Origin of the sequence: Pseudomonas berkeleyensis, assembly GCF_014109765.1 — a bacterium.
Classification (GTDB): Bacteria; Pseudomonadota; Gammaproteobacteria; order Pseudomonadales; family Pseudomonadaceae; genus Aquipseudomonas; species Aquipseudomonas berkeleyensis.
In genome coordinates this window covers 3,745,598-3,765,431 of sequence record NZ_CP059139.1, presented here as the reverse complement: position 1 = coordinate 3,765,431, position 19,834 = coordinate 3,745,598, and the positions used below count along the sequence as shown (strand labels likewise).

16 protein-coding genes are annotated in these 19,834 nt (G+C 64.2%); 7 read left to right on the top strand and 9 right to left on the bottom strand.

Annotated features, from left to right (window positions below; all coding sequences use genetic code 11):
• Window positions 1–37 precede the first annotated feature (37 nt).
• Both HS968_RS17465 and HS968_RS17460 read left to right on the top strand, forming a co-directional pair.
• Window positions 38–1,399, top strand: a complete 1,362-nt coding sequence (locus HS968_RS17465) for a putative bifunctional diguanylate cyclase/phosphodiesterase (RefSeq protein ID WP_182367598.1) — start codon at window positions 38–40, stop codon at window positions 1,397–1,399.
• Between the two features lie 231 nt (window positions 1,400–1,630).
• Window positions 1,631–2,287, top strand: a complete 657-nt coding sequence (locus HS968_RS17460; protein ID WP_119692899.1) for a TIGR04211 family SH3 domain-containing protein — start codon at window positions 1,631–1,633, stop codon at window positions 2,285–2,287.
• Window positions 2,288–2,291: 4 nt separating this feature from the next.
• Here the strand turns inward: HS968_RS17460 and HS968_RS17455 are convergent, their stop codons facing one another.
• The 5 genes from HS968_RS17455 to ccoG form a co-directional block, all read right to left on the bottom strand.
• Window positions 2,292–2,525, bottom strand: a complete 234-nt coding sequence (locus HS968_RS17455) for a cbb3-type cytochrome oxidase subunit 3 (protein ID WP_182367595.1) — start codon at window positions 2,523–2,525, stop codon at window positions 2,292–2,294.
• A complete protein-coding gene (ccoN, locus tag HS968_RS17450) occupies window positions 2,515–3,948 on the bottom strand; it encodes a cytochrome-c oxidase, cbb3-type subunit I (RefSeq protein ID WP_182367592.1) in 1,434 nt (477 codons plus the stop codon). The genes HS968_RS17455 and ccoN overlap by 11 nt, the downstream gene beginning before the upstream one ends.
• Window positions 3,949–4,106: 158 nt before the next feature.
• A complete protein-coding gene (gene ubiM, locus HS968_RS17445) occupies window positions 4,107–5,279 on the bottom strand; it encodes a 5-demethoxyubiquinol-8 5-hydroxylase UbiM (RefSeq protein WP_182367589.1) in 1,173 nt (390 codons plus the stop codon).
• A 248-nt stretch (window positions 5,280–5,527) separates the two neighbouring features.
• On the bottom strand, window positions 5,528–6,940 hold the full coding sequence (gene mapR / locus HS968_RS17440) for a GntR family transcriptional regulator MpaR (RefSeq protein WP_119692895.1): 1,413 nt from the start codon (window positions 6,938–6,940) through the stop codon (window positions 5,528–5,530).
• Between the two features lie 209 nt (window positions 6,941–7,149).
• Window positions 7,150–8,562: a cytochrome c oxidase accessory protein CcoG gene (ccoG, locus tag HS968_RS17435; RefSeq protein ID WP_179622081.1), complete on the bottom strand. Its 1,413-nt coding sequence runs from the start codon at window positions 8,560–8,562 to the stop codon at window positions 7,150–7,152.
• A 341-nt stretch (window positions 8,563–8,903) separates the two neighbouring features.
• Here ccoG and HS968_RS17430 point away from each other — a divergent pair, with 341 nt between their 5' ends.
• From HS968_RS17430 to HS968_RS17410, 5 genes are all read left to right on the top strand, one after another.
• On the top strand, window positions 8,904–10,571 hold the full coding sequence (locus HS968_RS17430) for a nitrite/sulfite reductase (RefSeq protein WP_182367586.1): 1,668 nt from the start codon (window positions 8,904–8,906) through the stop codon (window positions 10,569–10,571).
• The gene (locus tag HS968_RS17425) at window positions 10,568–11,098 is read left to right on the top strand and encodes a DUF934 domain-containing protein (protein WP_182367584.1); all 531 of its coding nucleotides are present in this window, start codon (window positions 10,568–10,570) and stop codon (window positions 11,096–11,098) included. The genes HS968_RS17430 and HS968_RS17425 overlap by 4 nt, the downstream gene beginning before the upstream one ends.
• Window positions 11,095–11,451: a CidA/LrgA family protein gene (locus HS968_RS17420; RefSeq protein ID WP_119692891.1), complete on the top strand. Its 357-nt coding sequence runs from the start codon at window positions 11,095–11,097 to the stop codon at window positions 11,449–11,451. Before HS968_RS17425 ends, HS968_RS17420 begins: the two co-directional genes overlap by 4 nt.
• Window positions 11,448–12,134 carry an LrgB family protein gene (locus HS968_RS17415; RefSeq protein ID WP_182367582.1) on the top strand — a complete coding sequence of 229 codons (687 nt, stop codon included), beginning with the start codon at window positions 11,448–11,450 and terminating at the stop codon, window positions 12,132–12,134. Before HS968_RS17420 ends, HS968_RS17415 begins: the two co-directional genes overlap by 4 nt.
• Before the next feature lie 441 nt (window positions 12,135–12,575).
• Complete coding sequence (locus HS968_RS17410) at window positions 12,576–14,180, top strand: malate:quinone oxidoreductase (protein ID WP_182367579.1); 1,605 nt, start codon at window positions 12,576–12,578, stop codon at window positions 14,178–14,180.
• 408 nt (window positions 14,181–14,588) lie between these two features.
• Here the strand turns inward: HS968_RS17410 and HS968_RS17405 are convergent, their stop codons facing one another.
• The 4 genes from HS968_RS17405 to HS968_RS17390 form a co-directional block, all read right to left on the bottom strand.
• A complete protein-coding gene (locus HS968_RS17405) occupies window positions 14,589–15,302 on the bottom strand; it encodes a S1 family peptidase (RefSeq protein ID WP_182367576.1) in 714 nt (237 codons plus the stop codon).
• A 215-nt stretch (window positions 15,303–15,517) separates the two neighbouring features.
• A complete protein-coding gene (gene plsB, locus HS968_RS17400) occupies window positions 15,518–18,001 on the bottom strand; it encodes a glycerol-3-phosphate 1-O-acyltransferase PlsB (RefSeq protein ID WP_182367571.1) in 2,484 nt (827 codons plus the stop codon).
• 160 nt (window positions 18,002–18,161) lie between these two features.
• Window positions 18,162–18,431 carry a hypothetical protein gene (locus HS968_RS17395; protein ID WP_170965176.1) on the bottom strand — a complete coding sequence of 90 codons (270 nt, stop codon included), beginning with the start codon at window positions 18,429–18,431 and terminating at the stop codon, window positions 18,162–18,164.
• A 256-nt stretch (window positions 18,432–18,687) separates the two neighbouring features.
• Window positions 18,688–19,530, bottom strand: coding sequence for an EamA family transporter (locus HS968_RS17390; protein ID WP_182367568.1), 843 nt, complete (start codon window positions 19,528–19,530; stop codon window positions 18,688–18,690).
• Between the last annotated feature and the right edge of the window lie 304 nt (window positions 19,531–19,834).

Here is a 19,834-nt window from a genome sequence, read left to right as displayed (position 1 = left end):
TCTCCGAGAATGAGAGAGATCGGACAAGGACTTCTCCATGCCAGCACTCTTGACCTTCGGCAAACGCGTTCGCCAACTCTGGCATGCTGCGGATCTGGCTTTGGTCGGTCAGCGACGCGAGCGCCGTATGCGCATGCTGGCGAGTCTGGTCATGGTCTTCATGGGGTTGCTCTGGGGCCTGTTCTTTTCCTCGCGTGGCTACTGGGCCATCGTCGCCATGGACGTGACCATCGTTCTCAGTGGCCTGGCGGTCTTCGGCCTGACCCTGCGTAACCGGGCGCGCAGCGCCAATCTGATCCTGTTCGGTGCTCTGACCCTGATCGTGGTGGCTTCGACGCTGCTGCTCGACCCGCCCACGCTCACGGCGCCGCGAGCCACTCATCTCTACCTGCTGCCGGTGGCTTTGGGCGCGTTGATGGCCTTCCGCGACGACCCCCTGTGGTTGCGTTATGGCGTCTCGCTGTTCTGCCTGTTGCTGTTCGTTGCGCTGGCCGCTTCGAACTGGCGGCCTACCGATCTCTACGCCTTGCCGGATGATGTGCGGATCATCGGCTCCTGGGTACAGGGGCTGGTGGCCATGACCCTGTTCTTCCTGCTGCTACATATCCTGCAGAGCGACACCGCCGAGCGTTCCGAGCTGGATCGGGATTTGCGCGCGGCCGTGCGCGAGCAGCAGTTCGTGTTGTACTACCAACCGCAGCTCAATGATGCCAATCGGGTGATCGGCGCCGAGTTGCTGATTCGCTGGCAGCACCCGCAGCGCGGGCTGCTGGCTCCGGGTGAGTTCATCGACCACGCCGAGAACACCGGGCTGATCATTCCCATCGGCCAGTGGGTGCTGGAACAGACGGCCACACGCCTGCGGCAATGGACGGATGACCCGCTCTTTGGCGACATAGGGCTGGCGGTGAACATCAGCCAGAAGCAGTTCTCGCAGAGCAGTTTCGTCGCCGAAATTCTCGGATTGATCGAGCGTCATGGCATCGATGCCCAGCGCCTGGAGCTGGAGTTGACCGAGACCCTGATCGTCCGCGACATGGAAGACCTGACGCGCAAGATGACGGCGCTGGTCGAGCATGGCGTGCGCTTTTCGCTGGATGACTTCGGTACCGGCTTTTCCTCCCTCAGCCACCTCAAGCGCCTGCCATTGAGCAAGTTGAAGATCGATCGCTCGTTCATCTTCGATGTGCTTACCGATGCCAACAGCGAAACCATCGTGCGTACCGTGATCGCCCTCGGCCAGAGCATGGGCATGACGGTGATCGCCGAAGGCGTGGAAACCGAGGCGCAGCGGCGCTTTCTGGCCGACAACGGCTGCAGTCAGTTCCAGGGCTACCTGCTCGGCCGGCCGATGCCGCTGGCGGACTTCTGCGCCTTCGTGCAGCGTCACAACGCCTGAGACGACGTTCCGTCCATCTACCATCTCCAGCTCCGAGTGAACTCGAAGCAAGCGGCGAATGTCTGTCTGCTGTCGGCCTGTACCGGCAGGAATAGATGGCTATTTGCCGCTAGCGTGGCGTCTTCGTCGCGGATTCTGCCTGGATCGTGCTTGAGCATGTGCTCGTGCGTGTGGCCGGCAACGTTCATCCCGTTCGCCGGGTTCGTCTGACTGCCACGTGAAGATCGCCCCATGTTTTTATCTCGTCATGCTCCATTTCAACCCCGCATTCTCGGTGCCTGCCTGCTGCTCGGCGGCCTGCTTGGCGGCGCTCAGCCGTCGTTGGCGGAAGAAGCCGCCAGTAACCAGCGTTGGGTCAGCGACAGCCTCAATACCTATGTGCGCAGTGGCCCCACCGATGGCTACCGTATCGTCGGCACCCTGGTTTCCGGGGAGAAAGTGGAGCTGTTGCGCACCCAGGGCGACTACAGCCAGGTGCGCAGCGCCAGTGGCACCACGGTGTGGATTCCCAGCCGCGACCTGCAGTCGGTGCCAGGCCAGGCCGAGCGCCTGCCGCAACTGGAACAGAAAGTCGCCGATCTCACCGCCGAACTGAAAGGCATCGACGATGCCTGGAAGGCGCGCGTGCAAGGCATGCAAGAAACCCTGGACACGCGCAAGAACCTGATCGACGAGCTGCAGGCCGCCCGCGGTGCGCTGGACGCCGAGCTGACCACCACCCGTTCGCAACTGCGTGATGCCCAGGCGCAACTGGGTGAAGAACAGCAGCAGGTGCTGATGCGCTACATGGCCTATGGCGGCAGCATCGCCGGTGCCGGGCTGCTGCTCGGCCTGATCCTGCCGACCATGCTGCGGGTCAAACGCAAGCGCAGCGATCAGTGGGTCTGAGTCCTCAGAACGTCTGTTGCCCGTGATGCTTGCAGCTCCCGTCGCAGGTGCCGGGGCAGGCGCAGCCGCTGGTGCTGCGCCCGGTGTCGCGCTCGACGCGGCGCGCCACAGCGGGATCGTCGGCGAACGGCAGCATGGTCGCCTCGTCGAGGTCACGCTGGCTGCCGCCGCCCAGGCTCAGCTGTACACCGACGAAGAACACGGCGAGGGCCATCATCCACCAGGCTTCAGCCGGCATGAGCGACTTCTCCGCTGTGCTGCGTCACTTTGACCTTGCTGCGTAGGGTCAGCCAGGTATTGAGCGCCATCAGCAGCATGCCGGCGAGGAAGCACAGGCCGCCGACCAGACGTACCACGAAGCCCGGATGGCTGGCTTCCAGCGCCTCGACGAAGGAGTAGGTGAGGGTGCCGTCCTCGTTGACCGCGCGCCACATCAGGCCCTGGGTGATGCCGTTGACCCACATCGAGGCGATGTACAGCACGGTGCCGATGGTGGCCAGCCAGAAGTGCGCATTGATCATGCCTGTGCTGTACATGCCGTCGCGAGCGAAGACCTTCGGGATCAGGTGGTAGAGCGAGCCGAAGGTGATCATCGCCACCCAGCCCAGCGCGCCAGCATGCACGTGGCCGATGGTCCAGTCGGTGTAGTGCGACAGGGCGTTGACCGTCTTGATCGCCATCATCGGGCCTTCGAAGGTGCTCATGCCGTAGAACGCCAGGGATACCACCAGAAAGCGCAGGATCGGGTCGGTGCGCAGCAGGTGCCAGGCACCGGACAGCGTCATCATGCCGTTGACCATACCGCCCCAGCTCGGCGCCAGCAGGATGATCGACATCACCATGCCCAGGCTCTGCGCCCAGTCCGGCAGCGCGGTGTAGTGCAGGTGGTGCGGGCCGGCCCAGATGTACAGGGTGATCAGTGCCCAGAAGTGCACGATGGACAGGCGGTAGGAATACACCGGGCGGTTCACCTGCTTGGGCACGAAGTAATACATCATCCCCAGGAAACCGGTGGTGAGGAAGAAGCCCACGGCGTTGTGCCCGTACCACCACTGCACCATGGCATCGGTGGCACCGGAATAGATCGAGTAGGACTTGAACCAGCTCACCGGCACCGACAGGTGGTTGACGATGTGCAGCATGGCGATGACCAGGATGAAGGCACCGAAGAACCAGTTGCCGACATAGATGTGGCGGGTCTTGCGCTGCGTCAGCGTGGTGAAGAAGACGATGCCGTAGGCGACCCAGACGATTGCCATCCACACCGCGCCGGTGAATTCGATCTCGGCGTATTCCTTGGTGGTGGTCAGGCCCATGGGCAGGGTCACCAGCATGATCAGGATGGTCGCCTGCCAGCCCCAGAAGGTGAATGCGGCCAGTTTGTCGGAGAACAGTCGCGTCTGGCAGGTGCGCTGCACCGCGTAGTAGCTGGCGGCGAACTGTGCGCTGCCAGCGAAGCCGAACACTACCAGGTTGGTGTGCAGGGGGCGCAGGCGGCCGAAGCTCAGCCAGGGCGTGTCGAAGTTGAGTTCCGGCCAGACCAGCTGGGCGGCGATGAGTACGCCGGTGCACATGCCCACCACGCCCCAGAAGAGGGTCATCAGGGTGAACTGGCGGACGACCTTGTAGTTGTAGGCCGGGTGAGGAGCAGCAGATTGCATCGCGGTAACCTTCCATACAGTAATGCGGGCGCAGCCGCGCGAATGGCGAAACTGTAGGGAGGCTGGGAAAAACAAAACAGACTCAGAAACTGCTGTCTGATGCGTATCAGATGGAGCGATTGGCAGCGCGCGCCACGTTCGGCGCGCGCTTTCAGGGCTTACGCCTGGGCGGTCAGGTGGCGGGCAATGCCCTTCTTCAACGGCAGCAGGCCCTGTGCCACACGCAGGCCGGCGCCGCGCAGCAGGCGGGCGGGCAGGTGGTCGTTGGTGTACAGCTCCACCAGCAGGTTGGTGGCCTGGTACAGCGGCCAGGTGGCCAGGCGCAGTTGGCGCTCATAGCGGGCCAGTGGTGCAGCTGCGCCGATATCCTGGTGTTTGCCATGGGCGGCCAGCAGGGCGTCGCTGAGCAGTTGCACGCCGATCAGACCGAAGTTGAAGCCATGCGCGGTGACCGGGTGCATGCCCACCGCGGCATCGCCGAGCAGCGCGCAGCGCCTGCCGACCATGCGCCGTGCATAGGCGCCTACCAGCGGATAGGCGTGGCGGCTGCTGATCAGTTGCATGGCGCCCAGACGACGGTCGAAGCGCCGTTCCATCTCGCGGGCGAAGCTGATTTCATCGAGCTTCTGCAGATGTTCGATCTCGCGTGGCGGGAGGGTCAGCACGGTCGACGACTGCCGACCGTTGAGCGGCAACAGGGCGAGGGTCTGACCGTAGCCGAACCACTCCCAGGCCACCTGCTGATGATCCTGCTCATGCTGCATGCGGCACACCAGCATGGTCTTGCCGAAGTCCTTGAGCTGCGCACCGATGCCGAGCTGACGACGGGTTTCCGAGAAACGGCTGTCGGCCGCGACCAGCAGGCGCGGTTGCAGCACCTGGCCGTCTTGCAGCACCAGTTTCACCTCGCTCTCGCTTTGCTGGATGGCGCGCACGTTGGTGTCGCACAGTAGTTGCACATCGGCGCACTCGCTGACGGCCTGATAGGCGGCGCGACGAATCGCCTGGTTGGCCACCAGATGGCCGAGCCGCTCGGCGCCGGCTTGCTCGGCGCGGATCTTCAGGGCGAACAGCGAGGGGCCGTTGAACACCTGGGCATCGCGCAGCACGGCGACGTCCTCGGCAGGCAGGCGTGCCCATAGCCCAAGGCGTTCGAGCAGCGCCTGCGAGCCATGGGTGAGGGCGATCTCGCGACCGTCGAAGGCCGGTTCCGCCAGGGCCTGCTCGGCCTGGCGCTCCAGCACGACGATGGACAGACCGTGCCCGGACAGGGCGCGCGCCAGGCACAGGCCCGCTGGGCCGGCGCCGACGATGACGATATCGGGTGACATGCTGCTGCTCTCCGTGCGGACTCGGGAAAGCCCGAGTCTAGGCCGGGGAGTGGCGGCGGATATTGTCCGGGATCATGCCGGGAGTGCGGATGGGTATTTCGGTGCGCACGGATCAGGAGTAGCCGCGGACGACTGTAGGGTGCGCCGTGCGCACCAGCTGTCAGGCGCTCTCAGCGCCAGGCCACACCGCGGCGTAGCCCGGATGCAATCCGGGAAAATTCCTTCTCCGGCCCCGGATTTCATCCTGGCTACAGCAACCCTGCCACCAGGCGTCCGAGCACTTCCATGGCCTGTTCGCTGCGCGGATTCCACGGGTGGCCGTAGTTCAGCCGCGCGCAGTGACGAAAGCCCTGGCTGGCGGAGAAGATCGGCCCCGGCGCCAGGCTGATGCCCTGGGCCAACGCCAGACGCAGCAGTTGCAGCGAGTCCAGACGCTCGGGGAATTCGAACCAGAGGAAGTAGCCGCCTGCCGGCCGCGTGACCCGCGTGCTGGCCGGAAAGTGCCGGGCAGCCGAGGCGAGCATCGCGCTCTGCTGCATTTCCAGGGCATGGCGCAGCTTGCGCAGGTGGCGGTCGTAGCCGCCGTGCTGCAGATAGTCGGCCAATGCCGCCTGGGCCGGCACCGAAGGGGAAATGGTGGTCATCAGCTTGAGCCGGGCGATCTGCTCGGCATAGCGTCCGCCCGCTACCCAGCCGATGCGATAGCCCGGCGCCAGGCTCTTGGAGAAGGAGCTGCAATGCATCACCAGGCCGTCGCGGTCGAAGCTCTTCACCGGCTTGGGTGGGTGGCTGCCGAAGTACAGCTCGGCATACACGTCGTCCTCGATCAGCGGCACCTGATGCTCGACCAAAAGGTCGTACAGCGCCTGCTTCTTGGTCTCGCTCATGCTCGCGCCGAGCGGGTTCTGCAGGCTGCTCATGAACCAGCAGGCCTTGATTGGTAGTTGCTTGAGACTTTCCGACAGGGCGTTCAGGTCGATGCCCTCGCGCGGGTGCACGGGGATTTCCACCGCCTTGAGCTGCAGCCGCTCCAGCACCTGCAGGCAGGCGTAGAAGGTCGGCGATTCGATGGCCACCAGGTCGCCTGGCTGGGTCACGCACTGCAGGCAGAGGTTGAGCGCCTCCATGGCGCCGTTGCTGATCACCAGCTCCTCCATCGGCAGCATCACGCCGCTGACCATGTAGCGCAGGGCAATCTGCCGGCGCAGGTCGGCGTTGCCGGCGGTCATGTCGGCGATGATCTCGTGTGGCGAGAGCATGCGCAGGGCGTGCGCCATGCTCTTGGCCAGGCGCGGCAGGGGGAACAGGTCAGGGCTGGGGAAGGCCGAGCCGAAGGCCACGGTGTGTGGGTCTTTCAGCGAGGCGAGTACGGAGAACACCAGTTCGCTGACGTCCACCTCGGTGGTCTGCGCCGCGTGGGCGGTCAGTTCCGGCTCGTGCAGCGGGCGCTTGGCGTGTTCGCGGACGAAGTAGCCGGAACGTGCCCGCGCCTGAATCAGCCCGCGGTCTTCCAGCAGATAGTAGGCCTGGAACACGGTGGACGGGCTGACTCCGTAAGTGCGGCTGGCGTGGCGCACCGAAGGAACCTTCTCTCCGGGGCCGAGCACGCCGGTGCGGATCAGCTCGGCGATCTCGTCGGCGAATTTTTCGTAGCGTTTCATCCTGTCCTGGTTCACCGACGCAAAGGGTACGGACGAACACTTTACGGGGTGAGCGGCAGACATGGCAGTGCCTCATGAATGGGAACGTACATCGACTGTAGGAGCGGCTGGGCGGCATCCCGCTTCAGCCGCGATCGAGGGGCGCAGCGCTTATCGCGGCTAAAACGGAATGCCGTCCAGCCGCTCCTACAAGGTGTGGCATGCGGGGTTCAACGCAGCGGTGCCAGGAAGGTGCTCTTGGTGCTCACATGGCTCTGCGAATCGGCTTTGTCGCTTACCTCGAAGCGTATGGTCTGCGGGCCGGCGCCATTGTGCGTGGCGGTCAGCGCGACGCTCACCGGCAGGTCGCGGATCTCGCCCGGAGCCAGGTTCAGCGTGCTCGGGCCGTGCAGCTCGAAGTCGCCGGCGTCGACCAGGCCGATGGCATAGCTACGTGGCTGCTGGGTCTTGTTGATGATCTTCAGGCTGTAGATGTTCTCGATCTGGCCCAGGGCGTTCTCGCGGAACAGACCACGGTCGCGGGTCACGTCCAGGGATATCAGCGGTCGTTCGTTGAGCGCCCAGACGAAGGCGCCGATCATCACGGCCAGCATCGCCGCGTAGCCGATCAGGCGTGGGCGCAGCCAGTGGGTCTTGCCGCCGGCCAGCTCGTGTTCGGAGCTGTAGCGCACCAGACCTCGGTCATAGCCGAGCTTGTCCATCACGCTGTCGCAGGCGTCGACGCAGGCGCCGCAGCCGATGCACTCCAGTTGCAGGCCATCGCGGATGTCGATGCCGGTCGGGCAGACCTGGACGCACATGGTGCAGTCGATGCAATCGCCGAGGCCTTCTGCCTTGTAGTCGGCGTCCTTGCGGCGCGGGCCGCGGTTTTCGCCACGGGCAGCGTCATAGGAGATGACCAGCGTGTCGCTGTCGAACATCACGCTCTGGAAGCGCGAGTAGGGGCACATGTCGCGGCACACTTTCTCGCGCAGCCAGCCGGCGTTGATGTAGGTGGCAGCGGTGAAGGAGAGCACCCAGAACGCGGTGGTCGCGCCCATTTCCAGGGTCAGCAAATCAGTGGTCAGCTGACGCACCGGGGTGAAGTAGCCGATGAAGGCCATCGCGGTGACCACGCTGACGGCCAGCCACAGGCCATGCTTGGCGCTGCGCCGAGCCAGTTTCTGCAGTGACCAGGGCGCGGCATCAAGCTTGATGCGCTGGCCACGGTCGCCCTCGGTGATCTGCTCGACACGCATGAAGACCCAGGTCCACACGCTCTGCGGGCAGGCGTAGCCGCACCAGACGCGGCCGGCGAGCACGGTGATGAAGAACAGGCCGAAGGCGGCGATGATCAGAATCGCTGAGAGCAGGATGAAATCCTGTGGCCAGAAGGTCGCGCCGAAGATGTGGAACTGGCGGTTCTCCAGATCCCAAAGTACGGCCTGGCGGCCATTCCAGTCGATCCAGGCGGTGCCGAAGAACAGCAGGAACAGCAGGCCGGCACCGAGCAGGCGCAGGTTGCGAAAGCGTCCGGTGAAGCTGCGCGTGTGGATCGGGCCGCCGGCCTGGGCCGGGGTCAGGCGGATGGGTTTGGCAGGATCGATGGTCTCGATGGCCCGCACGGGGATACGGTCAGTCATGTTGTTGCCCTCATCAGGCGTTTATCAGGCTGGCGCCATGATCAGAGGGGAACTGATCGCAAAACAGACTCAGGTTTTCGATAAAAAAGCGGATCAGATGCGTCGGACAAGCGTGCTGAAAAACACCTGATACGCCTCCAGGCCAGGTCATATCTGGCGTCTGCAGTTTTAAGCCTTTGCGATAGAGATGCGCACCTGCGACATCGCGCCGCGCCAATCAGCGCTCGGTAGTGGCAACTGCCTCGCCCATCTGATCTGGTTTTTTTAGGCTTTTCTGGCGCTGTTTTCGAAGCACACCTGGCAGGCATAGTCGACGCCCCGTGATCAGGAGGCCTGCCGGCATGTACCAATACGACGATTATGACCGCGCGCTGGTGCGCGAGCGCGTGGCCCAGTTCCGCGACCAGGTACAGCGGCGCCTGGCCGACGGGCTGAGCGAAGAAGAGTTCCTGCCGCTGCGCCTGCAGAACGGCCTGTACCTGCAGAAGCATGCCTATATGCTGCGCGTGGCGATTCCCTACGGCACCCTGTCAGCCAGCCAGATGCGCGCGCTGGCGCATATCGCCCGCGAGTACGACCGGGGCTATGGCCACTTCACCACACGGCAGAACATCCAGTTCAACTGGGTCGATCTGGAGCGTGTGCCGGACATCCTCGACTGGCTGGCCGACCATGACATGCACGCCATCCAGACCTCGGGCAACTGCGTGCGCAACATCACCACCGAGGCCTTCGCCGGGGTCGCCGCCGACGAGTACCTCGATCCGCGCCCGCTGGCCGAGATCCTCCGCCAGTGGTCGACGGTCAACCCGGAATTCCTGTTCCTGCCGCGCAAGTTCAAGATCGCCCTGTGCGCCGCTGAAGAGGATCGTGCAGCGATTCAGGTGCATGACATCGGCCTGCAGCTGTATCGCGACGAGGCCGACGAACTGCGACTGCGCGTGTTGGTCGGTGGTGGTCTGGGACGCACGCCGATCATCGCCCAGACCCTGCGTGAAGGGCTGCACTGGCAGGATTGCCTGTCCTACGTCGAGGCCATCCTGCGCGTGTACAACCGCCATGGCCGGCGCGACAACAAGTACAAGGCGCGCATCAAGATCCTGGTCAAGGCACTGGGCATCGAGGCCTTCGCCGCCGAGGTGGAGCGCGAATGGCAGCCGATCAAGGATGGCCCCGCGCGGCTCACCGAAGATGAATACCAGCGCGTCGCCGCGTCTTTCCACAAGCCGGCCTATGCCCCTCTGGATGCCATTGACCTTGAATTCGGCACTCACCTGGCCCGCGACGAGGCCTTCGCCCGCTGGGTGTCACGCAATGTCATGGCGCATCAGGTGCCCGGCTACCTCAGCGTTGTGCTGTCGACCAAGCCCGGCATCAGCGCGCCGCCCGGCGATGTCACCGCCGAGCAGATGGAGGCCGTAGCCGACTGGAGCGAGCGCTATGGTTTCGGCGAGATTCGCATCGCGCACGAGCAGAACCTGGTGCTGCCCGATGTACGCAAGGGCGATCTCTATGGACTCTGGCTGGAGGCGCAGGCAGCAGGGCTGGGCACCGCCAACGCCGGCCTGCTCACCGACATCATCGCCTGCCCGGGCGGCGATTTCTGCGCGTTGGCCAACGCCAAGTCGATCCCCATTGCTCAGGCCATCCAGCAGCGTTTCGACGACCTCGATTACCTGCACGATCTGGGCGAGCTGAGCCTGAACATCTCCGGCTGCATGAACGCCTGTGGTCATCACCACATCGGCAACATCGGCATCCTCGGCGTCGACAAGAACGGCAGTGAGTGGTACCAGTTGACCCTCGGCGGCAGCCAGGGCCAGCAAGCGGCGCTGGGCAAGGTGATCGGCCCGTCGTTCGCCGCCGAGCAGGTGCCGGCTGTGATCGAGCGCATCGTGCAGACCTACGTCGACTATCGCGAGGTCAACGAGGGCTTTCTCGATACCTTCCAGCGCATCGGCCTGGAGCCCTTCAAGGAACGCGTCTACACCCGGGAGGTGGTGGCATGAACAATCTGATCCGCCTGGTCGATGGCCAGGCCTGCATCGTCACTGATGATCCCTGGCAACTGCATGATGCCGAGAATACCGGCACGGCGCCGCTGATCCTGCCGCTGGCCGCCTGGCGCGAACGGCAGTCGGCCGAGGTGCTGCAGGGCAGGGCGATGAGCGCCGATGGCCTGCTGCTGCAAGTGGATGATGAACCCGAAGAACTGCAGCCGTTCCTGCCCAGCCTGGCGCTGATCGCCATCGACTTTCCCAGCTTTCGCGACGGTCGTGGCTACAGCCAGGCCTACCTGCTGCGCACCCGCCTGGGCTGGCGTGGCGAGTTGCGCGCGGTGGGCGATGTGCTGCGTGACCAGTTGGCGCATATGCGCCAATGCGGCTTCGATGCCTTTGCCGTGCGTGCCGACAAGTCGGTAGAGGATGCGCTCAAGGGCCTGGCGGGGTTGAGCGTGCTGTACGGCCGTTCGGTCATCGAGCCGCGTCCGCTGTTCCGGCGGGGGCGTGCCGGCGCCGAGGCAGAGCCGACATGACGCTGCTGCGCGGACTGTTCTGGCTGGTGCTGCTGCAACTTGCCGGTATCGCCCTCAACCACTGGCTGTTGCCGATGTTGCCGGGGTCGATCATCGGCCTGCTGTTGCTCTCGGTCTGGCTGATGTGGCGCGGCGCCGTGCCTGAGCCGTTGCAGCAGGCCGCGGGCGGTCTGTTGCCCTACCTGCCGCTGCTGCTCGCGGTACCGGCCGCAGGCATCATGACCAGCAGCGATCTGCTGCTCGGCGAACTGCCGGTGATCGCTGCTGCGCTGGTGCTGTCGCTGCTGGTCACGGTGCCGTTCTGCGGCTGGTTGTTACAGACGCTGATCCGCCGTCAGGAGCGCGACCGATGAATGTACTGACCCAGCATCCGCTGTTCGCCATCGCGCTGACGCTGGCGGCGTTCCTGTTCGCGGCCTGGCTCTACCGGCGCAGTGGCTGGCTGGTGCTGCAACCGGTACTGGTTTCCGTCGTGCTGATCGTCGCCACCTTGCTGCTGTGCGGCGTGGACTACGCGACCTACCGCGCGGGCGCCGAGCCCATCGCCTGGCTGCTCGGCCCGGCCACCGTGGCGTTGGCCGTGCCGCTACAGCACAACATCGAACGCATCCGCCAACTGTTCTGGCCGGTGATGATCACCCTCACGGCCGGCGGTGTGCTGTCGGTGGCGCTGACCCTGGCCATCGGTTGGGCCCTGGGCGCCGACTGGAGCGTGGTGATGAGCCTGGCGCCGAAGTCGGTGACCATGCCGATTGCCATGCCGGTGGCCGAGCAGATCGGCGGTATCGCTTCGCTGGCGGCGGTGATGGTGATGCTCACCGGCGTCATCGGCACTGCCCTCGGGCCGTTGCTGCTGCGCTGGGCAGGTGTCGAGCACCCGGCTGCCCGTGGCTTGAGCTACGGCATCAACGCCCACGCCATCGGCACCGCCCATGCCTTGCAGGAAGGGCAGGAGTGCGGTGCGTTCGCCGCGCTGGCCATGAGCCTGCTGGGTATCGCCACCGCCTTGCTGTTGCCACTGCTGTTCGCCCTTTGAGCAAGGGGGCGGAATCCCGCCACCCTTGACCTCTCGCTCGGCCGAGTTTGGCGAGAACTCGCCAGCCCCGGCCGCAGCAGCGGGCGGCCAGGCCCCAGACTATGGCTGAATCCTTTCAGCGGCATGCATCTTGCTCTTGCAGGGCGCGAGCGGAACGAGCCCACCAAGAGGCCTGGAACACCCTTCCTTCCGCAGCGCTGCACACCTGCAGCATTTGTCCCATGAGCGGCCTAAGAACCTATTTTGGATCTGCTGCGCGTCGGCTAAACAGTGTTAAAAACGGCCTCGGAATGCTCATTTACAGCACGTAAACTCCGCTTCCTCGGCCATTTTTGCCGCTGTTTATCTCTAGCTCGCGAGCTCCTAAACAGGCTCTAAACCGGTCGCTGTCAGAAACCTTGCGCGTACGGCGTCCACCGTGCGTCACCATTGGACTGTGTCATGAAGAAAATCCTGCTGACGCTGCTCAGCCTCAGCCTGATCGGCTGCTCCAACAACCGCGAGCCCGAGAAAACCGTCGATGTCCTGCTGATCGGCGCTGGTGTGATGAGCGCGACCCTGGGCACCTACCTGCACGAGCTGGAGCCGACCTGGAACATCGAGATCTACGAGCGTCTCGACCGCGTCGCCGGTGAGAGCTCCAACGCCTGGAACAACGCCGGTACCGGTCACTCCGCTTTCTGCGAGCTGAACTACACCCCGGAAACCGCTGATGGTGGCATCGATATCAGCAAGGCCGTGGCGATCAATGAGTCCTTCGAGATTTCCAAGCAGTTCTGGGCCACTCAGGTCGAGCGCGAGGTGCTGAGCAAGCCCAAGAGCTTCATCAACACCACGCCGCACATGAGTTTCGTCTGGGGTGAGGAGAACATCGAATACCTGCGCAAGCGCCACGCCGCGCTGCAGCACAGCAACCTGTTCCGTGGCATGGAGTTCAGCGAGGATCACGCGCAGATCGCCCAGTGGGCGCCGCTGATCATGCAGGGCCGTGACGAGGGCCAGCACGTTGCCGCCACTCGCATGGCCATCGGCACCGACGTCAACTTCGGCGAGATCACCCGTCAGCTGGTCGACTCGCTGATTGGCAGGGGCCAGGCGCGTCTGCACCTGGAGCACGAGGTACGTAACCTCGAGCGCAACGACGATGGCACCTGGCGTGTGACCGTGGCCGACCTGGCCAAGGATGAAGAGAAGGTGGTCGACGCCCGCTTCGTCTTCATCGGCGCCGGTGGTGGGGCACTCAAGCTGCTGCAGAAGTCCGATATCGAAGAAGCCAAGGGCTATGCCGGCTTCCCGGTGGGCGGGCAGTTCCTGATGACGCGCAACAAGGAAATCGTCGCGCAGCACCTGGCCAAGGTGTACGGCAAGGCCTCGGTCGGTTCGCCGCCCATGTCTGTACCGCACCTGGACACCCGCGTGATCGATGGCGAGACCGTGCTGCTGTTCGGCCCGTTCGCCACCTTCTCCACCAAGTTCCTCAAGCAGGGTTCGCTGCTGGACATGTTCAGCACCCTGACCACCGACAACGTCCTGCCGATGGCCAACGCCGGTATCGACAACTGGTCGCTCAGCACTTACCTGATGGGCCAGCTGATGCTGAGCCAGGAAGACCGCATGGATTCGCTGCGCGAGTACTTCCCTGACGCCCGCAGTGAAGATTGGCAACTGCTGCAGGCCGGCCAGCGTGTGCAGATCATCAAGAAGGATGCGGAGAAGGGTGGCGTGCTGCAGTTCGGCACCGAAGTGGTGACTTCCGCCGATGGCAGCATCAGCGCGCTGCTGGGCGCCTCGCCGGGCGCCTCGACCGCCGCACCGATCATGCTGCACCTGATCGAGAAAGCGTTCGCCGACAAGGTTGCAACGCCTGAGTGGCAGGCACGCCTGAAAGAGATCATCCCGTCCTACGGGCAGAAGCTGAACGATGATCTGGAGCTGACCAACCGCATTCGTCAGTGGAGCAGCGAGCGCCTGCAACTGCAGCATGTGGAAGTGGCGCCGGACGTGGAAATGGCCGTTGAGCCCGAGCCGAAAGCCGTGACTCTGTAAGGCGTCCAGGCGTTACGAAGAACCCGCCCTGCGTGATGCGCAGTGCGGGTTTTTTATTGGGCGGTCGTTCGTATTTCGTGGCGAGTAGTCCGGATGAAATCCGGGGATTGTTCGAACCGATGGTCTGATTGATCGCGGCTGAAGCCGCTCCTACGAGATCCGCGTAGCTGTTGTAGGAGCGGCTTCAGCCGCGAACAGCGTTTACGTGTCTGAAGCAAGAGCGAGTAGGGCGTACCGGGGCGCCGGCCGCTCGGAAGCAGTACGCCGTTGGCGTTTCGATGGTGGGCCGTGGTGTCGAATGGGGCGTGGATCGGCGGACTGTTCGCTTCGCTCCTGAGTCCGCCCTACGTTGGTCGGTGCTCCGATCCGCCCTACGCTGGCTTTTCCGGATTGCATCCGGGCTACGGTCTACTCGGTCAGGGTCATCAGGATGTCGGCGTACCAGGTGCAGTTCAGGCCCAGGGCTTCGTCCTGTTCCTCGTCGCGGTTGCCGAGCAGGCGGGTGGAGTGGATACCGAGCAGGTGCCAGGGCAGGTCGCCGTCCACGCTGGCTCGTTTGACCACCGGGGCGCCGCTGATGCCGCGATGGGTACGCCCATCGGTCAGGAAGTAGCCAAGCCCCTGGAAGCGCAGGCCGAAAGAGGAGGCCAGCCCGGCATGACGCGCTACCGGCATGCGGTGCAGGGTGTCCTGAAAACCCAGTGGAAAGCCGACGACCAGCAGCGTCGAGCCGATTTCAACATGCTCGTCGGCTTGCAGTAGGTGCTGTGGGGTGAACGCCTGATAGGCGCCGTTGTGGGGAAGGGCGGCCTGATCGAGTTCGATCACCGCCACGTCGATCTCGCCAGCACCATCCATGCCCTGGCGCCACAGGTGCTGGTCGCCGTCATACAGCGGGATGGCGAAGCTGACGGTGCTGGCCAGGTTGTTCGCGTCGGTGTGCAACTCGATCTGCAGGCTATCGGGCTGATGGCCGCTGGGCTCATCGAGCACCACGTGACGACTGGTCACCAGAAACAGCCGGCCGTCGCGCTGGAAGAAGAAGCCGCTGGCATTGGTCAGTATCTGCCCAGCCGCCAGGGTGGTGATACGTGCTGCGCTGAGCATCAGGGAGTCGATCATTGCCAGGGCCTCCTGCCGGTGTGTGGTCTATCACTGACTGCCAAACCCGTGACAGGTTCGGCTGGTCGCATCGAGCCACCGCCAGGCTGGATGTAAAAAGCGACATCCACGATGCTGACGCGAAATGCGGCGTGGAGCGGTAGGGTGGGCCGCCCAGGCCGTGCGCACCGGTGGCTATGGTGATTCGAAGGTGCGCACAGCGCACCCTACACACATCATGGCGCGGCCGGTTCGTCCTCGTTGCGATCCAGCGCCACCTGCCGGATCGACAGGCGAATCTCGGCTGGCAGCACGCGCTTGGCGGCGCCTTCGGCCAGCTCGCTGAGCAGCGGGTGATGGCTGAGCTTGCCGGCTTCGTCCTGGCGCAGCACGCCCTGATCCAGCAGGCTCTGGATGAAGTGGCGGAACAGGCTCTTGTCGAAGAACTCCGGCGCGTTCAGGCCATGCAGGATCGACAGGCGCTGGGCCATGACCGTGCACAGGTCTTCCAGCTCCTCGGCGCTGATCGCGTTCTGCCCGGCGTTGAGCAGCAGGGCAATGGCCATGTAGAAGCGTTGCAGGGTCTGCGCCACCGAACGCGACAGCAGCGTCAGTAGCACGAACTGGCGCGAGCTGGGCGCCGGGCGCACGTACACATCACCTTCGGTCTTCAGCAGGCCCTGCTCGACGAATGCCGCCAGCCACTGGTCGATCACGCCTTCCAGCTCGCTCTGTTCCCAGCGAATGAACAGCTCGGCCTGCAGGTAGGGATACAGGGCGCCGGCGTAACGCAGGATCTGCTCGCGGCTGATCCGTGCGCTGCTCTGGAAGAAGCTGGCCAGCAACGCCGGCAGGGCGAAGATGTGCAGCACGTTGTTGCGGTAGTAGGTCATCAGGACGGCGTTCTGCTCGTCCAGATAGAGGATCTTGCCCAGTGCATCCTTCTGCTCGGCCAGCAGATCCATGCCCTGCACATGCTTGATCAGCGCCAGGCCGTCGCCTTCCGGCAGGGTGGTGTGCGGCGAGTAGGGCACCGCGCGCAGCAGCGCCAGATACAGATCGAGCACGCGCGACAGGGCGCGCTCATCCAGCGCCAGTTTGCTGGTGGAGAGCAGCGCTAGGGCCACCAGGTTGACCGGATTGATCGCTGCCGCCTCGTTGAGGTGGCGCGCCACGCGCTCGCCGAGGCGGTTGGTGGTGTCGTTGAGCCAGGCCGGGCGGTACTGCGGGCCGAGATCCTGTTCGCGCCAGTCGGGTTGCTGCTGGTCGAGGAATTCCGCCAGCTTGATCGGCTCGCCGAAGTTCACCGAGACCTGGCCAAAGCGCTGCTTGAGCGCGCCGAGCACCTTGAACAGGTCGAAGATCGACTCCTTCTTCTTGCTCGCGCCGCGCAGTTCGCCCAGGTAGGTACGGCCTTCCAGCACGCGCTCGTAGCCGATGTACACCGGCACGAAGACGATGGGCAGGCGGTGCGAACGCAGGAAGCTGCGCAGGGTAATCGCCAGCATGCCGGTCTTCGGCCGCAGCATGCGCCCGGTGCGCGAGCGCCCGCCCTCGACGAAGTACTCCACCGGGAAGCCCTTGCTGAACAGGGTGTGCAGGTATTCGTTGAACACCGCGGTGTACAGCGGGTTGCCCTTGAACGTGCGGCGCATGAAGAAGGCGCCGCCACGGCGCAGCAGGCCGCCGATCATCGGCATGTTGAGGTTGATGCCGGCAGCGATGTGCGGTGGCGTCAGGCCGTTGCGGAACAGCAGGTAGGACAGCAGCAGATAGTCGATATGGCTGCGGTGGCAGGGCACGTAGATGATTTCGTTGCCCTGGGAAATATCCCGCACGCCTTCGACGTTGTGAATCTGGATGCCGTCGTAGATCTTGTTCCAGAACCAGCTCAAGACCAGTTCGAGGAAGCGGATCACCGTGTAGGTGTAGTCCGAGGCTATCTCGTTGCCATAGCGCAGTGCCTGGGCTTCGGCCTTCTCCAGGCTGATCTTCTCGCGCTCGGCCTCTTCGACGATGGCTTGGCGCACCAGCGGGTCGTGCACCAAGCCTTTGACCAGATTGCGTCGGTGCGACACATCCGGGCCGATCACCGCGGCCTTCTGGTTGCGGAAGTGCACGCGCAGGATGCGGTGCACCATGCGCAGGGTGCGCTCCTGGCCCTTGTCCTGCTCGATCAGCTCGCGCAGGTGGATCGGCGTGGAGAACTGCACGCGGGTCTTGCGCCCGAGTATCAGGATGCTCACCAGCCGGCGCAGGCGCCCGGTCACGGCCCAGCTGTCGGCGAACAGCAGCTTCCATGGGCTGGTTTCACGATCCGGCGACTGGCCCCAGAACACGCTGACCGGGATGATCTGCGCGTCGTCCACGGCGTGCCGGGTGAGGGCGGTGACCACACGATCCAGGGTCGGTGAAATGCCGCGCTTGTCCTGGCGGCCGAACCAGTCCGGCTCCGGTGTCAGGTAGAAGAAGGCGGCCGGCTCCATATGTTCTCCAACCGCTACCGGCAATACCGGGCGCGGCAGGCCGGCCTTGGTGCACTCGCGGTCGACCACTGCCAGATCGCTCACCGAGGGCTGCTGCAGCACGTAGAACACCGGCTTGCTGCGGTCGAGCTTGAGGGTGAAGGCGGACTGGTTGATGGTTTCCGAGCGTACCCAGAGGTACAGCAGGCGGCGCAACGATCCGAAGACGAGGCGGCGAAAAGGGGAACGGGTCATACGGGCTCTTGCATGCGGGAGCGGACAGGCGCTCGGGAGGCGCCTAGTTTGCCGCAAGCCTGGGCGGCGGGCAAAAACTCTTGTGCTCTGCAGCGCGCGTGCTGCGAGCAGCCGTGGGCTCTCGGGCCGGCGCCAAGCGTTTCAGGCCTGGGTGCTGCAATCAGGAGAGCAGCACATAGTCGAGCAGATATTGACTGGCTGTGAACAGCGCCACGATCAGCCCCGTCAGGCCGGTGCAGATGAGCGCTTGCTGGGGGCCTGTCGTGGCGCTGCTGATTTTCTGAATGAAAACGATGAACCCGGCGACGAACAGGCAGGCGGCATAGGGAATGGCGAACGAGCTGGCGCCTGGGCTGGCGATGTTGGCTGCGAGAATGGGGGCTGACGCCAGGATGAAGATGAGGAACGAGAGCAGGCTGACTTTCAGCATGGTTCGGTATGGGCGCTCGATACGCGTCTTTGGATTCTTGCCGAACAGCTTGAGTGTGAAACCACCCAGCACAATCAGATAACCCCACATCAGCGGGGCGATAACGATGGCAATCAGAAAAAACGGCGGTGCTGATGTCACGGGGTTCCAGGCTTCCGGCTATGGGACGGGCTGCAAGGTAGCACGGGGCTGTAAGTGAGGGCAGGCCACCTTGCTGAGGCGTCATTTGTCCAGGCGCGTGCTGGCGCTTCGCGCTTCAGGCCAGCTTCATGATGACTACGCCGGCGGCGATCACTGCGCAGGACAGCAGGCGGATCGGCCGTAGAGGCTCCTTCAGCAGCACCATGCCCAGCAATACCGCGAAGACCACGCTGGTCTCGCGCAGTGCCGATACCAATGCCACGGGAGCCTGGGTCATTGCCCAGATGACGAGGGTATAGGCCGCCATCGACATCGCCCCACCGGCCAGCCCGCCCCGCCAGTGCGACCCCAGTTGCAGGAAGGCGCGTGGCCCACGGCTGATGGCCAGAACGATCGCCATCACCACGCCGTTGACGCTGAACAGCCACAGCGAATAGCTCAAGGCATCGCCATTGCTGCGCGCGCCGATGGCGTCGCTGAGGGTATAGCCGGCAATGAACAGCGCCGTCATCAGCGCGCAGAACAGCATCGCGCGCTGCGGCGCTTGCTGATGGCCGCCGCGTATCGCCATCAGCCAGATACCCATTACCAGGATCAGCAAGCCGAGCAGCTGCAAGGCGCTCAGGCTGTCGTGCAACAGCAGCAACGACAGCAGCGCCACCATCAGCGGTGAACTGCCTCGGGCGATGGGGTAGACCTGGCCCAGGTCGCCATACTGATAGGCGCGGGCGAGGAAGAAGTTGTAGCCGATATGCAGCAGCGCCGACAGCGCGATCCATGGCCAGGCCGCCGCTTGCGGCAAGGCCACCAGCGGCAGTGCGCACAACGCGACCAGGCCGGCGCCGACCTGGATCAGGGTGGCGGTCAGGAAACGGTCGAGGCCGATTTTCAGCAGGGCATTCCAGCCGGCATGCAGGGCAGCGGCAGCGATGACGGCGAGAAAGACCGTGGTGTCCAAAGCGGGCCTCGGAGGCTGGTGGTTGTCGAAGACGTGCTGCAAGAGCCCGAACGCGGGGCGATGTGGCTGGGCTTACGCGTCGGTCGTCAGTCTGCCGCAACCTCGATATTCGGGCAAAACCCATTGCAGCCTGATGGCGGCACAACGGCACTGCAGTGCCTATGATTCAGGGCAAGGCGATAGGAAAAGCCCCGCGATGCTGAACGAGGAGCGATAACAGAGGCTTTCCGGGTCGATGCAGTTTCCCCCAAAAGCCCATGACAACAAGACACAGCCCGCTTATGTGATGGCCTGGAGAACAAGG

Bases quoted from the DNA above. Each gene is read 5' to 3' on its own strand.
- mapR (WP_119692895.1), bottom strand. From the start codon at position 6,940: ATGAAACGCTACGAAAAATTCGCCGACGAGATCGCCGAGCTGATCCGC.
- HS968_RS17465 (WP_182367598.1), top strand. From the start codon at position 38: ATGCCAGCACTCTTGACCTTCGGCAAACGCGTTCGCCAACTCTGGCAT.
- HS968_RS17420 (WP_119692891.1), top strand. From the start codon at position 11,095: ATGACGCTGCTGCGCGGACTGTTCTGGCTGGTGCTGCTGCAACTTGCC.
- plsB (WP_182367571.1), bottom strand. From the start codon at position 18,001: ATGACCCGTTCCCCTTTTCGCCGCCTCGTCTTCGGATCGTTGCGCCGC.
- HS968_RS17460 (WP_119692899.1), top strand. From the start codon at position 1,631: ATGTTTTTATCTCGTCATGCTCCATTTCAACCCCGCATTCTCGGTGCC.
- HS968_RS17410 (WP_182367579.1), top strand. From the start codon at position 12,576: ATGAAGAAAATCCTGCTGACGCTGCTCAGCCTCAGCCTGATCGGCTGC.
- HS968_RS17425 (WP_182367584.1), top strand. From the start codon at position 10,568: ATGAACAATCTGATCCGCCTGGTCGATGGCCAGGCCTGCATCGTCACT.
- HS968_RS17455 (WP_182367595.1), bottom strand. From the start codon at position 2,525: ATGCCGGCTGAAGCCTGGTGGATGATGGCCCTCGCCGTGTTCTTCGTC.
- HS968_RS17430 (WP_182367586.1), top strand. From the start codon at position 8,904: ATGTACCAATACGACGATTATGACCGCGCGCTGGTGCGCGAGCGCGTG.
- ubiM (WP_182367589.1), bottom strand. From the start codon at position 5,279: ATGTCACCCGATATCGTCATCGTCGGCGCCGGCCCAGCGGGCCTGTGC.
- HS968_RS17395 (WP_170965176.1), bottom strand. From the start codon at position 18,431: ATGCTGAAAGTCAGCCTGCTCTCGTTCCTCATCTTCATCCTGGCGTCA.
- ccoN (WP_182367592.1), bottom strand. From the start codon at position 3,948: ATGCAATCTGCTGCTCCTCACCCGGCCTACAACTACAAGGTCGTCCGC.
- HS968_RS17415 (WP_182367582.1), top strand. From the start codon at position 11,448: ATGAATGTACTGACCCAGCATCCGCTGTTCGCCATCGCGCTGACGCTG.
- ccoG (WP_179622081.1), bottom strand. From the start codon at position 8,562: ATGACTGACCGTATCCCCGTGCGGGCCATCGAGACCATCGATCCTGCC.
- HS968_RS17405 (WP_182367576.1), bottom strand. From the start codon at position 15,302: ATGATCGACTCCCTGATGCTCAGCGCAGCACGTATCACCACCCTGGCG.